Consider the following 13,446-nt stretch of genomic DNA (forward strand, 5'->3'; position numbering starts at 1 on the left):
GATCCAACGTAACCCAGGCAGTGCTTCTGCCTGCATCCCTTTGACAGGTGCAACATGAACGAACAACACCAACAGTCGCGCATCGGTGCATGGATGGGCAGTCTCTGGCAACGTCTTCAACCCCGGGCAACAGGCGAGGATCCCCTTGTCCAGGCCATGGATCGGCTGGTGCAGGTCGCCGATCCGGTTATTCGTCAGTCCAAGGGATATCGACGGGTACTGGCTGGCCCGGTTGCTGGTTCAATGAAGTATTTCCAGTCATTGCTGGAAACCATTCCTGGTCCGGTCATTCTTGATCGCAGTCGGTATTATGACGACCCCACCGTCAAGGCCCTGTTTGCCTCACCCGAAGAGCTCGACGAGCTGTTGCGCTACAACCCAGAGATCAACAAGCTACGCAAGCAAGGTCTGAGCGGCGAGATGGTGGCGATGATGACCATGTTGCAGCAGGAGCGCACCATCTTCGGTCATAAGCAGGAAGGAGAATTGCTCCTACGCGATGTGCGGCAGCAAGCGGTGAGTTTTACCGATCATCGTATTGTCGCGCCGTCTCTTGATCTCCAGACGACCAGGAATGGCATTGTTAACCGGGGGTTGGAGGTGTTGGCCACGGTTGCCATGGAGCGGATCACCTCGCTACGGGCAAACAAGGCCGAATTGCAAGGGAAAAAAGAATATCTCCAGGGAATGGCAAAAATTCTGGGTGGCAGATCGCATCGCCAGGAGATCTTTGCTGCCCCCACCCCGAAGAATCGGGAAGAGCTGCGCAAGGTTGAACAGCTCTTGGCCGAGGTTGAACAGGAGCTGGAGAAACTGCGCCAGCAGATTGCTCTCCCGGAACAGTCATTAGCGCGTCTTGAGGAAGTCCTGCTCCAGCCGGAATCGATGCTGGTTGCCCGCCGTCAGAGTCTCCGGCTGAATTGGAAAGGGGTGCGCGTCGACGACGAAGCCGGGAGCGAGGGCAACGACATCACCCTCGCGGAGTTTTCCATGGAGGACGTCCGCCGTTCGGCGGTGCTGGTGACGTTCACTCTGACGACAGCATCGAGTCCCTAAATATGAACATACGTGCCCGTTTCCCGAACTTGTCCATGCGTATTTTAAATATTCAAAGGTGTCTTGGTTCAACGGGAATAGGACAATCCTGCCGTTTATGATAAACCATCATGAACGGCAGGATTGTCCTATTCCCGTTGAACCAAGACACCGATGGATGAGCGGGGAAGGATCTATATTGAAAAACCGATAGAATCAGTCGCTCCGAAAACGCGCAGAGAGAATGCGGCTTCGGAAAGACAAAGAAAGAGCTGTCGGTTCAATGGGGGAATTGGATAAAGGGGAAACGAATCGATAGATCCGTTTTGCAGGGGTGCGTGCGCAGTTCTCACGAGTCAGAGAAAGACGTTCGCCTCTGCGATTAAACGTCTCCGGTCGAGGAAAGGCAGCGCCGTGTGCTACTGAAGTTCAAGAACACAAAAACCGTGTCCAGCTAAGCCCTAAAAAGGGGTATCTCATTGGAAATGAGTCAGAATAATGGGTTTATTAATAAGTGCCTGGTGAGAAAAATCAAGATTAAAATGAGTTCGTCAGCTTTTGCCTGAGCATGAACGGGCGAACTCATTTGAAATATGCATGACCAAGGCCATAGTCGCCTCGGTTGATCAAGCCCGCGCTGCTTACCTATTTCTCGACAACCACTGCTATTCCCATGCCCCCGCCGATGCACAGTGTGGCCAGACCGCTTTTTGCTCCCCGTTTTTCCATTTCATGGAGCAAGGACACCAGAATGCGAGCACCAGAGGCACCTATTGGGTGGCCGAGAGCTATTGCGCCCCCGTTGACATTGACCTTACTCATGTCAAAACCCAGATCTTTTGCGACAGCAACACTTTGCGAGGCAAATGCCTCATTTGCCTCAATCAGATCTATCTCGGTAAGTGTCTTTCCGGCCTTTGCCAATGCTTTTGGAGAAGCCGCTGCCGGGCCGATGCCCATGATTTCCGGCTTTACTCCTGCGGAGGCATAGCCCGTCAACTTTGCCATTGGCTTGATCCCCAATTCTTTTGCCTTATCGGCCGCCATGACGATGATGACCGCAGCACCATCGTTGATGCCTGAAGCATTGGCCGCTGTCACCATGCCATCGGGTTTGAATGCGGGCCTCAGTTTGTTGACTTTCTCCAGAGTGGAGTCAGGGGTGTAATGTTCATCAGTGTCAAACACGAGGGGAGCGCCTTTTCGTCTCGGAATGAGCACCGGAACGATTTCATCCTTGAAACGTCCACTGGTAATAGCCGCTTCAGCCTTTTTCTGTGATTCGACTGCGAAGCGATCAAGTTCCTCCCTGGATAGATTCCAGTTCTCGCATATGTTCTCAGCCGTTATCCCCATGTGACAATTGCTCATCGCGCAGTGCAGGCCATCATGGACCATCATGTCGATGATACCATTCGTCGGCGCGTTCATTCTGTAACCGAAACGTGCCTGCGGCAGAGCATAAGCCGTGGCGCTCATGTTTTCCATGCCGCCGGCCACAATGATATCGGCGTCACCACACTGAATTGCCTGGGCGGCCATCACGATGGATTTGAGACCGCTACCGCAAACCTTGTTTATAGTTACGGCGGGAACATCTTGGGGAATGCCTGCTTTGAGCATGGCCTGACGGGCCGGATTCTGCCCCAGCGCCCCTGTGAGCACACATCCCAAGATTACCTCATCGACCATTTCCGGCTTAATGCCGGACCTGTTCAGGGCGTCTTTGATGACAAGAGCTCCCAGTTCCACTGCTGGGACGTCTTTTATGGAACCACCAAATTTACCGACAGCAGTTCGACACGCACCGACTAGGACGACTTCACGCATTGTTCGTTCTCCTTAAGTTGGATCAAGCTTTTTATCGGTCTAAAACTCACCCCGACAGTATAAATCAGACCCGAAAATTCACGGTTAAAGACACTTGAGCCAGCCGATACCCCACATGCAATGCCCGCAAGGAACATGGCTGCCATAACAATCATTGGCACCAAGCAGGCTGGTGTTGACCAAATCGACGCACGGTCCTGCTGAACAACTCCAACAGGGCGCATAGTTATTCAATTTTACCTCTGCCCGAAAAGACCTATATGCGGGCTGTTGCCAGATCATCTCAAGTGGTTGCTCTTCGAGAGTGCCAAATACCAACTCCTTGACATGGATCGGCTCCTGGTTCACCCTGCTGGGGCAGGTGTGCCATAGAAAGTGACAGGGCATAACCTCCCCGTTTTTATTGATAAAAACAGCCTCTTCTTCAATGAACGGGCAGGAGCGCTGTCCGTCGGTGTGTGCATAAAGCGGTGGCAGGAAAAGCTCAATGCCACGGTCGGTCGCCAACTCTCGGACCCTATGGAATTGCTTCTCCAACTCCCGCTGGTCACTGTCCCCCCGTGCCGCCACCAGGTTGGGAAAATGGAAGGTAATGGCCTTCTCGTTCGCTTCTTTTTGCATGGCCGCACCAAGTCGCAGAACGATGCTATCGGACAAACTCTTGGAAAACCTGAGCTGCGCGGAAGGAAGGTCAGTCAGATCTACCCCTTGGGCAACGGCTTCAGCATTCCATTTTGCAAAGAGTTGCGTCGCCTCGTAGCTATTCGGATTGAAGAGAGTCTGCCCGGCCATTGTGCCATCGTAGGAAAAAAGATGGCTGGCGATAATGTAATCGATGCCGTGCATGTGCGCCCATTCGACAAGAGCCGGTAACTGATGGAGCGTATCTTTTTGCAGCACTACTTCGACACCTATTCGAATCGCTCGATTTGCCGCCTTTGCTGCCTCCGAGAGATTCGCGATCGCCTTCTCCACCGAAGATCGCTGGTGCCCCTCTCGACCAAGGGTGCCGGTCTGTTGCTCGTTCAGATTGTCAAGAGACAGACATACGGTGTCAATTCCGGCTTGAATGAGTTGCAGGGCTCGTTTCTTATGCAACAACAGTCCGTTGCTTTGGAAGCCAATACGTCCATCAGGAGGCATGACGGCTCTCGCGAGAACGATTATCTCGTCCAGATCGGGATGCAGCAAAGGCTCACCGATACCGTTGAGGACCAAAAACCGGGTATGGACCAGGGAAGGCACCAGTTTTTTAAAGAGCTCAAGCGGCATGTCTCCTTCCTCGATGCAACTTCCCTCTGCAAACTTAAGGCACATGGGGCACCGCAGATTACAATGCGTCGTCAGCTCAACGTAAACTTTTTCCGGATACTGAATGGACATGCTTTAAAACTACTTAGAAACATTAAAAAAACAGAATACGAAGCGTTCCGGAAATCAAAGGAAGAGAATGCCGTTAGTAGGCTCTTCTTCAGTTGCAGGGTTTCACCGCCTCGATCGTGGCAGAAACGATAAAATCGGCCACAGAGGCCTCTGGTGTCCAGGTGCGGATGAAGGCCTTGCTTTCTTCCTTGGGGGATATTTGAATATCCACAAACCCGGCTGTTTGCAGCATGCCTTCCAACTCTGAAATCAGAGAAGCGCCGGCAATACACCCGGCATGGAGGGCCATGTCACGCCTGATATGCTCAGGCAATTCAGCGGTGGCGACAATGTCGGAGATGGCCAACCGGCCGCCCGGTTTGAGAACGCGGAAGGCATCAGTGAAGACCTGGGGTTTGTCCGGCGATAAATTGATGACACAGTTGGAGAGGATAACGTCTACGGCATTATCGGCTACCGGCAGATGTTCTATTTCTCCCAGTCGAAACTCAACATTGCGATAACCGTTGTTTGCCGCATTGGCCCGGGCCTTGGAAAGCATTTCCGGTGTCATATCCACCCCGATGACATGACCGCTCTCTCCCACCTGACGAGCCGCCAGAAAACAATCAAATCCAGCGCCGCTGCCAAGATCAAGGACAACTTCACCCGTTATTAATGCAGCAATGGCTTGAGGATTGCCGCACCCCAGGCCTAAATTGGCTCCTTCGGGTACCGCGCCTATTTCATCGGAGGTGTATCCTAACTGTTGCGACACCTCAGGGGCTGGGCCGCTGCAGCAACTCGTGCTGCCACAACAACCTGCTTCAGCCGCTCGGCTATAGAGATCTCGCACAGCTTGCCGGACACCATCTTTTTCCAACATACTCATAATACCCTCGCTTGATTGCTGCGATTGTTCCGCAACGTCATAAAATTCAGCCAATCCAAGATTCTATTTCACTCTGCTTCGGTATCCGGCCAACACACTTGACCTGACCGTCAATGACAACTGCCGGAGTTGAGAAAACACCGAGTTGGGCGATTTCCTGAAAGTCCTTCACCTTGACGATGGTAGCTTGAACGCCTTTTAATGCGACAGCCGCTTCGACGGCCTTCTGGGTTTTTTCACAGGAAGCGCAGCCTGGTCCACATACTTTGATTTCCATTTTTTCCTCTTTCAAATCAGATGATTGTATTAAAGAGATAGCCGGTGAAAACTATCCCGCATCCCACTACAAAAACAAAAACTGCGATCAATTTTGGTTTCAGGACCTTGCGAAGAATAATCATCTCCGGCAAAGAGAGCGCAATCACACTCATCATGAAAGCCAGCACTGTCCCCAAAGCGGCTCCTTTGCCGAGCAGTGCCTCGACTACCGGTACAATGCCGGCAGCATTGGAGTACATGGGAATGCCGACGACCACCGCCGCCGGAACAGACCACCACGCATCTTTGCCCATAACCTGCGCCATGAAATCTTCCGGCACATACCCATGAATAAAGGCGCCAACCGCGATGCCGGCGACCACATAGATCCAGACTTTGCCGACGATATCACGAACAGCGTCCTTGCCCTGGTCGATCCGATCCGGCCAGGAGAGTTTTCTTTCAAAGACAAGGGCTTCACCGGCCCGCATTTCCTGGACCCAATCCTCAATCCAAGTCTCGAGTTTCAGGCGACCGATAACCCAACCTGCAACCATGGCAATCAAGAGTCCGGTGCTGAGATAGAGGGCCGCGACCTTCCAACCAAGCAAGCCATATAGAAGCGCCAAGGCAATTTCGTTGACCATCGGAGCCGCAATGAGAAACGAGAAAGTGACCCCCAAGGGAATACCTGCCTGAACGAAACCGAGAAATAAGGGAACGGCGGAACAGGAGCAGAAGGGGGTGACAATCCCGAGCAGGGCAGCCATGACGTTCCCTGCGGTTTCACGCTTGCCGGCCAGATATTGCCGGGTGCGTTCCTGAGTGAAAAAGGAACGGATAACGCCAATGACAAACACGATTAAAGTCAGCAACATCATGACTTTTGGCGTGTCATAGAGGAAAAACTGGATGGCGCCACCAAGTTGGCTGCCCTTTTTTATCTCAAATAAAGAATAGGTTACATAGGATGAAAAGGGTTCCAGATTGTTATAGATGACAAGCCAGATCCCAAGGCTGAACAGGCTGAGGAGGATGATTTTGCCCCATTGAACATTTTTTTCGATGACAGCTTCGCCAGCAGTTGCTTGTTTGGCGCAACTACAGCCGGGAGATTGCAGTGGTTCCATTTTATGCCTCATTTTTTAAGATATGCCCGTTGACACGTTGTGTCCGGCAAAGCTTGTTTCATCCGTAGCAGTTCAGGGTCTTCATTCAGCCAATCCTGCAAGACAATCAACATTCTCCCCGAGTACACGGACTCTTTCCCGTCAGCCTGGCTGTATATCATCCAGGTTCCCTGCCGTTCTTTTTCCACCAATCCAGCATCCTCAAGAATTTTCATGTGGCTGGAGACGGTCGGTTGGGCGATGCCTAACGCTTCCTGAATCTCACAGACACAGAGAGCGTTTTTCTCAAGAAGTTTCAATATCCTCACCCGATTCGGATCCGAAAGAGCTTTCATGACACGCAAGAATGTTTTCATTTATCCTCACTATTAAATATGTATATATTTATATTTTATAATATATAAAACAGGGTAAAGTGGTTGTCAACCTGCTTTCCGCGATTCAGCGCAGGCGTTTATAGCGTCACAAGGTCAAGCCTTAAGGGTGGGCCCAAGCTACCTCTGTCTCGGTGTGATGGGAGCTAACCATCACTGGTTTCATGATACAAGGGTGTACTGGATGACGAGATGATTTCGTTCTTGGCCAGCTGTCCTGAGCGCCTTTCGACATTTCAGTCGAATTAAACCGTCAGATGTCGAAGTCGAGTTCCTCTGTTCTCAGCACTTTTATGCACAATGTACTGATTTTACGATTTTGTTTTAACAAAGTGTTCCTGGCATGATTGTTGATATTCAACGAACAAGCTAGTCGATGTGATTCAGTAGGTGAACCATCAAAATGTAACAACCAACGAGGTGCAACCATGAAAAAGATGAAGAAATTCGTGTTGGCAGTAGGATGCTTGCTGATGGCCAGTGGCGCCGCATGGGCAGTAGATTATTCAAAACTTTCTACAGATGAGTTGAGTCGTATGAGGGGAACCATGTACAACGCCAGCCAAACGGAATGGAATGCCTTTCATACCGAATGGTGGAAACGACTCGACAAGATGACTCCGGAACAACGGCAACAGTACTTTGGTCCGGGGCGTGGTGGCATGGCCATGGGACGCGGCATGGGACGTGGCATGGGACGTGGTCCGGGATGGTGGGGAGCTGGTGCTGCAAACCAGGGTACCGGCAACTGAATATATGGGCATTCAGGGCAGGTCTATCCTCCCAGAGAAACAACTTGATAGTAGCTTGCCCTCATGCTCTGAGTTGGACAATGGCACCATCAAAATAAATCTGGATCACGGATACTCTGTTCTTTTCTCCGTCAGGTCAATAAATAACGCGGGCCGATACAAGCCGGCTCTATCCACTTCGGGCAATAAAAATGATTCGGGTCTCGACAATTTGTGACGCGTATCGACGTGATTGTCGGAATGCGCAGGGAGATCTCTCATCGGGAAGGGTTGATACCTGGTAAGGATGGGGGTGAATCGCAGGATGTATCAACCGAGCAGCCTTCTTGATTTTCTGCTGGAGGGAGCAAAGGATTATTGATGGAGGTTGCACTTGAATGAATGTTGGGCAAGTTTTCTGATTTTCGACCATGGGTGGCGAGGCTGTCGAGGAAGGCAATACATGCGCTCTCTCCTTTGACAATTGAGAAGCCATTCGTTGTCCGGATTAAGAGAACAGGTATCTCTTCTATTCCCAGTGTGGTGAGCAGAGCCTTGTTTGCCCCAGCAGAGTATCGCGGATTCAAAATGACTTCAGGAACGGCAAGTGACGATATTGTGTCTATGGGATTAAAATGCATCGAGATAACAGCATTATTCCGCATTGTCTTCAGGACTCGTTGACAGTGGCTGCATGTTGAAGAAAAGAAAAGATAGACTGTAGCAGTTGGTGATGCAATGATTCTGCTGGCAAAAACTCCATCGCGGATGGCGTTGGGATTCTTGTGGCTGCTGTTATATTCAAGGCTGGAAAAAGCAAGGAGAACTACGCCGAACACAAAAAAGCTCGTCAACAGTTGCTTGATTCCGGCTAGAACATTAAGCAGTGTAATAAATCCTAGAACGATCAGGCAATATGTGCAGAATGTTCCGGCTATTATCTGCTGAAAACCAACAAGAACCCCTTCAGCGGCAAGCCCTGCGAGGAGGAGCAAACGGACCAATTGTGCTCGGTTTGCCCCCTCATCGTTAATTCGGAACAGGCACCAGAACACTGCTTGAAAAAAGAATAGCCCGGTAAAATTGAACCACAGTGGTGGAACTTTGGTTAATTGGTCAACCACTTGACAACCTTGGCTCAAACACAATCCTTCCTGGCCAAGAAGCAGAATAATAATCTGGGCGGCAACCATTAGGCTGGCGAGTAAAGCTGCCCATTTAACTCTTTGCATGCGCAGCCATTTATTTTTTCTATACATACCAGAGCATTTCAAGCAATATATAATAATTTCAGTCGAATGCAACTTTTGCCAAATCGTTGAACGAGATTTCCGCTTGACAATAATTGTTGGTTGATTTACCAAATGACAAATGGAAAAGCAACGACCGACTGAAAAAGAGATGGCCCTTGTTGAAGCGAAAGCCAACGTCCTGAAAGCATTGGGCCACCCAACAAGACTGTGGATGGCCGAACAGCTTGCCGATGGGGAAAAATGTGTTTGCGAATTGGCTGAGTTCATCGACGCCGATTTTTCGACCATTTCAAAACATCTGTCTGTCCTTAAACAGGCGGGGGTGGTCGACGATGAGAAGCGGGGCAAGCAGGTTTATTATCGGCTTAAAGTGCCGTGCATTCTCAAGTATATGTCGTGCGTCGAGGCTGTCATCAAAGCAAGCGTGAAAGAACAGGTTGAGATGCTAGCATAATCTGCAAGTATCTTTTTGCTTTTTATATGGTCACTTGGCCAAACAAGCAATGGTGTAATTATGGAATGGAAGGTTGAGTGGAAATATCTCCTTTTGATCATTGGTGTTTTTCTCGCCTGTTATTATCTGCCCGTGGGGACGGAGCGGTTTGACAATGCCATTCTAGAGGCCTTCCATCTCGTCAAATGGTATGCGCAAGAACATGTTCTGCTCTGCCTGGTCCCGGCCTTCTTTATCGCCGGGGCGATTGGAGTTTTCGTCAGTCAGACCTCGGTCATGAAATACCTCGGCCCGACCGCCAACAAGGTGATCGCCTATGGCGTGGCCGCTGTTTCCGGCACCATCCTTGCGGTGTGTTCCTGTACTATCCTTCCCTTGTTCAGCGGTATTTACAGGATGGGGGCTGGACTTGGACCAGCCTGCGCTTTTCTCTATTCCGGTCCGGCTATCAATGTGTTGGCCATCATTCTCACAGCACGAATTCTTGGCACTGAAATAGGTGTTGCCAGAGGTGTAGGAGCCGTCCTGTTTAGCGTGATTATTGGTGCGCTCATGGCATTTATTTTCCGTAGTGAAGAACAGGAAAAAGCAACAGTCCAAATGGCCTTACCCGAAGAGGAAGTCAAACGTTCTCTCTTGCAGAATGCTCTCTATTTTGCCTCGATGGTAGGGGTTCTGGTTTTTGCTAACTGGGGTAAGCCGCAGGAACCTGTGGGTGTCTGGGCAACCATCTATGCCATGAAATGGATGATCACCTCAGGATTTGCCGCAGCTTTGGGCTTGATCCTGATTGTTTGGTTTAAAATGAGGGCTTGGAAAGTCGGTCTGATCGCCGCTCCTGTGGTGGCCTTTGCAATGTTCTTCCCAGAGCAGCCTGTGGTGGCCTTTGCAGCAGGTTTTGTTGGATTATCCATTTTCACCAGCACAGATAAGGACGAATTAGGGGATTGGTTCTCCTCTTCATGGGGATTTGCTAAGCAAATTTTACCATTATTGCTCTTTGGCGTGCTGATAGCCGGCGCTTTGCTGGGTCGTGTTGGTCACGAAGGCCTTATACCTTCAGAATGGGTTGCCAAAGCCGTGGGCGGCAACTCTCTTCTAGCCAATTTTTTTGCCTCCTTCGCCGGAGCTTTCATGTATTTCGCCACTTTGACTGAAGTTCCGATCGTCCAAGGGCTCATCGGCAGCGGCATGGGCAAGGGACCTGCGTTGGCACTACTTCTCGCTGGCCCTGCTTTGAGCCTACCCAATATGCTGGTGATCAATAGTGTCCTTGGAGTGAAAAAAACAGTCACCTTTGTCAGTTTGGTGATTGTGATGGCCACTTTTTGCGGCATGTTGTTTGGCTCGTTTTTTAACTAATTCAACGGAGAAAAAGACAATGAAAGTTCAAATTTTAGGCCCGGGATGCGCCAAATGTACCAAGCTTATGGATACTGCGGCAGCAGCCGCTCAAGAACTGGGCATTGCCTGTGAATTTGAGAAGATTTCGGACGTGAATCAAATCATGGGATTCGGCGTTATGATGACCCCAGGTCTTGTGGTCGACGGGGAAGTGAAAAGCGTCGGCAAGGTGCCATCGCTGGAAGAAATGAAAAAACTATTAAAGAAGTGAAGAGGAGAAAGCAATGAGTGCAATGCAAACCGGATGCGGTTGTTCCTGCGGTGGTGGGGATGCAGGACCAAAAGTCATTTTTTCCTGTTCAGGGTGTGCCGATGTTGGTGAACTCGCTGATCAGGCTGCACGTAAATTGACCAGGGATGGCGCGGGCAAAATGGCTTGCCTGGCAGGGATTAGTGGCAAGGTCAGTGGCATCGTAAAATCTGCCGAGGCTGCGCAGTCAATTCTGGCCATAGATGGCTGCCCACTCGACTGCACCCGCAAGACCTTGGAGATTGCCGGGTTCTCCAGAGTTAACCATCTTCGCTTGAGTGATCTTGGCTTTGAGAAGGGGGATACGGAGGTGTCCCGTGCGTCTATTGCCTCGGTCATCAGCAAAGCAATGATCTACCTTTAAGCGTAGGAGTCGACGGTGCGAACGTATTCTTTCCCGGGTGCCTTGATGGCTCTCGCCCTATTTGTATCTATTGGACTCTTTGCGCTCTCCCAAACGCCAGTCATGGCAGAGCCTTTGCCAGAAGTACCAGCCCCCGGCCTGGTGACCATAGTCGACATTGGGGCTAAAAAATGCATCCCCTGCAAGATGATGGCCCCCATCCTCGAAGAGTTGACCAAAGAATATCAAGGACGTGCAGCGGTCATCTTCATAGATGTCTGGGAAAAGCCTGAAGCGGGACCTAAATTTGGTATACGGGCTATCCCTACACAGATCTTTTATGACGCGCAAGGCAAAGAAGTAACCCGTCATGAGGGCTTTTTGGATAAGCAATCCATTGTCAGCATGTTCACCAAATTAGGGGTCAAGTAACCATGGATCAGGTCTTTCTCACCATCAATGCCTGGATGACTCAGGGCCTCCTCTTGGGGGCCTTGGGCTGTTTTCTCTGGGGCATGGTCAGCGTTTTGTTCAGTCCCTGTCACTTGGCCTCCATCCCCCTTATTGTCAGTTATGTGGCGGGACAGAATCAAATCGTGGCAGGAAAGAAGGCTGTTCTTTATGCCGTGGCATTTACCATCGGTTTATTTATCACCATCGCCACCATTGGCGTTGTTTGCACCTTGCTTGGGCGCATGCTTGGCGATGTCGGACCCTATATGAGCATCGCTGTGGGTGCAATTCTTGTCTGGGTTTCCCTGGATATCCTCGGCGTGGCCAAATGCTCCATGTCCAGTGGACTTATGGCGAAGATTAAGGTGAAAGGGTTGTTTGGCGCGCTCGTTCTTGGTTTAGCCTACGGTATTCTTTCCGGATCGTGCACCTTCGGCTTTATTGCCCCCATTCTTGCTATCATTACCGTGCAACAGAAAATCCTCACCGGAGTCGTTTTCATCCTTCTCTTTGGGATTGGCCATTGCATTCCCATTGCCGTTGCCGGCAGCTCCACCGCCATGGTCAAACGATTTCTGGAAAACAGCGCCTGGCAACAAGGAAGCGGCCTTTTCCGTAAACTTGCCGGTGTTTGTATTGGCGCCTTGGGGATTTATTTCATTAGCCAACCGCTCATGGCAATAGTGTAGTTCGACCAGGATGGTTCACGGGGAAGGAGACTTCCATGTTCAACCGGTTCATCGTCGCAACGGATTTATCCCCGGCATCCTTTGCAATGGTGCAGCACATTGGGAACCTGAAGCTCTGTGGTGCTCGTCATTGCCTGCTTTTGCAGTGCCTCTCGCCTGAAGAATATGATTCGACAGTCTTCGCTTATGACACCAAGGTGTTGAGCAATATCCTCCGACAACAGAAGGAAATTCTGAAAAATCAGGGATATTCAGTTGAAACGCGTGTTGTATCGGGCAACACGAAACATCAGCTTAATCAGATAGCCCTGCGAGAAAATTACGCCCTCTTTGTGGTGGGGACACGGGAATATTCCCTTATCGGTGAGAGCTTTTTGGGGGGTGGTGCCAACGATGTAATGCACCATGCTTGTAAACCCGTTTTACGCCTGCGGGGCGACTTGGGAACAGGAGAGAAAAATTATGCCACCAACCATTTCAGATTCAATGAGCATGTGCTTTACCCCACCGACTTCTCCGACAATTCAACTCGTGCGTTCAGGTACGTCAAAGAGCTGGTGGCCTGTGGTGCACAAAGGGTAACGCTTTTTCATGTTCAGAAACCACAACATGGCCACAGTCAAAAGGTTCGGCCAGGTGATGCAGGTGATAGTCCCTTGCAGTATTTGAAAGATTTGCAGGAGGCTCTGCGAGGTATTGGCAAAGCCAAAATTCGAATTGAAATGCGTGAGGGCTCACCAACGCCGGAAATTCTTCGCTGGATGCTGGAGCACGAAGTGCAATTGGTCGTCATGGCATCCCATTGCCGAAACATGGTTGAAGAATTCTTTGTTGGCAGCGTGAGCCACGATATTGCCCGTCATGCAGAGGCCAGTGTGCTTTTTATCCCTTCGGTACACCCCAATTCGTGGTCGGTTCAATAGCAATCATGTCGGCACTTTTCAAAAGAACAATTTGGCAGGCGGTTGCCACGGTGTTTTGGCGGCCT

16 protein-coding genes are annotated in these 13,446 nt (G+C 50.5%); 9 read left to right on the forward strand and 7 right to left on the reverse strand.

Annotated features, from left to right (window positions below; all coding sequences use genetic code 11):
• Positions 1–54 precede the first annotated feature (54 nt).
• Positions 55–1,056: a hypothetical protein gene (locus DESPR_RS06175; RefSeq protein ID WP_015723948.1), complete on the forward strand. Its 1,002-nt coding sequence runs from the start codon at positions 55–57 to the stop codon at positions 1,054–1,056.
• A 624-nt stretch (positions 1,057–1,680) separates the two neighbouring features.
• Here DESPR_RS06175 and DESPR_RS06180 read toward each other — a convergent pair.
• The 6 genes from DESPR_RS06180 to DESPR_RS06205 all read right to left on the reverse strand — a co-directional run bounded on the left by DESPR_RS06180 (position 1,681) and on the right by DESPR_RS06205 (position 6,863).
• Complete coding sequence (locus DESPR_RS06180) at positions 1,681–2,865, reverse strand: acetyl-CoA C-acetyltransferase (protein WP_015723949.1); 1,185 nt, start codon at positions 2,863–2,865, stop codon at positions 1,681–1,683.
• Positions 2,866–2,949: 84 nt separating this feature from the next.
• Positions 2,950–4,248 carry a radical SAM/SPASM family putative metalloenzyme maturase gene (locus tag DESPR_RS06185; protein WP_015723950.1) on the reverse strand — a complete coding sequence of 433 codons (1,299 nt, stop codon included), beginning with the start codon at positions 4,246–4,248 and terminating at the stop codon, positions 2,950–2,952.
• An 88-nt stretch (positions 4,249–4,336) separates the two neighbouring features.
• A complete protein-coding gene (locus DESPR_RS06190; RefSeq protein WP_015723951.1) occupies positions 4,337–5,119 on the reverse strand; it encodes an arsenite methyltransferase in 783 nt (260 codons plus the stop codon).
• Between the two features lie 46 nt (positions 5,120–5,165).
• Positions 5,166–5,396: a thioredoxin family protein gene (locus DESPR_RS06195; RefSeq protein WP_015723952.1), complete on the reverse strand. Its 231-nt coding sequence runs from the start codon at positions 5,394–5,396 to the stop codon at positions 5,166–5,168.
• A 16-nt stretch (positions 5,397–5,412) separates the two neighbouring features.
• Positions 5,413–6,507: a permease gene (locus tag DESPR_RS06200; protein ID WP_015723953.1), complete on the reverse strand. Its 1,095-nt coding sequence runs from the start codon at positions 6,505–6,507 to the stop codon at positions 5,413–5,415.
• 8 nt (positions 6,508–6,515) lie between these two features.
• On the reverse strand, positions 6,516–6,863 hold the full coding sequence (locus tag DESPR_RS06205; RefSeq protein WP_015723954.1) for an ArsR/SmtB family transcription factor: 348 nt from the start codon (positions 6,861–6,863) through the stop codon (positions 6,516–6,518).
• A 446-nt stretch (positions 6,864–7,309) separates the two neighbouring features.
• Between DESPR_RS06205 and DESPR_RS06210 the strand changes: the two genes are divergently transcribed.
• Positions 7,310–7,633, forward strand: a complete 324-nt coding sequence (locus DESPR_RS06210; protein ID WP_043769752.1) for a hypothetical protein — start codon at positions 7,310–7,312, stop codon at positions 7,631–7,633.
• A 257-nt stretch (positions 7,634–7,890) separates the two neighbouring features.
• Here the strand turns inward: DESPR_RS06210 and DESPR_RS18390 are convergent, their stop codons facing one another.
• Positions 7,891–8,871, reverse strand: coding sequence for a hypothetical protein (locus DESPR_RS18390; RefSeq protein WP_015723956.1), 981 nt, complete (start codon positions 8,869–8,871; stop codon positions 7,891–7,893).
• A 112-nt stretch (positions 8,872–8,983) separates the two neighbouring features.
• On the opposite strand from DESPR_RS18390, the gene DESPR_RS06215 reads away from it, so the two are divergent.
• The 7 genes from DESPR_RS06215 to DESPR_RS06245 are packed head-to-tail and all read left to right on the forward strand — an operon-like array spanning position 8,984 to position 13,381.
• Positions 8,984–9,319 carry an ArsR/SmtB family transcription factor gene (locus tag DESPR_RS06215; RefSeq protein ID WP_015723957.1) on the forward strand — a complete coding sequence of 112 codons (336 nt, stop codon included), beginning with the start codon at positions 8,984–8,986 and terminating at the stop codon, positions 9,317–9,319.
• A gap of 60 nt (positions 9,320–9,379) precedes the next feature.
• A complete protein-coding gene (locus DESPR_RS06220) occupies positions 9,380–10,681 on the forward strand; it encodes a permease (protein ID WP_015723958.1) in 1,302 nt (433 codons plus the stop codon).
• A gap of 19 nt (positions 10,682–10,700) precedes the next feature.
• Entirely contained in the window at positions 10,701–10,934 is a 234-nt protein-coding gene (locus DESPR_RS06225) for a thioredoxin family protein (RefSeq protein ID WP_015723959.1), read from the forward strand.
• A 13-nt stretch (positions 10,935–10,947) separates the two neighbouring features.
• Entirely contained in the window at positions 10,948–11,337 is a 390-nt protein-coding gene (locus DESPR_RS06230; protein WP_015723960.1) for a putative zinc-binding protein, read from the forward strand.
• A 15-nt stretch (positions 11,338–11,352) separates the two neighbouring features.
• Positions 11,353–11,748, forward strand: coding sequence for a thioredoxin family protein (locus DESPR_RS06235; protein ID WP_015723961.1), 396 nt, complete (start codon positions 11,353–11,355; stop codon positions 11,746–11,748).
• A gap of 2 nt (positions 11,749–11,750) precedes the next feature.
• On the forward strand, positions 11,751–12,458 hold the full coding sequence (locus DESPR_RS06240) for a cytochrome c biogenesis CcdA family protein (protein WP_015723962.1): 708 nt from the start codon (positions 11,751–11,753) through the stop codon (positions 12,456–12,458).
• 35 nt (positions 12,459–12,493) lie between these two features.
• Positions 12,494–13,381 carry a universal stress protein gene (locus DESPR_RS06245; RefSeq protein ID WP_015723963.1) on the forward strand — a complete coding sequence of 296 codons (888 nt, stop codon included), beginning with the start codon at positions 12,494–12,496 and terminating at the stop codon, positions 13,379–13,381.
• Positions 13,382–13,446: the final 65 nt, after the last annotated feature.

This window comes from Desulfobulbus propionicus DSM 2032, assembly GCF_000186885.1.
GTDB classification, from domain to species: domain Bacteria; phylum Desulfobacterota; class Desulfobulbia; order Desulfobulbales; family Desulfobulbaceae; genus Desulfobulbus; species Desulfobulbus propionicus.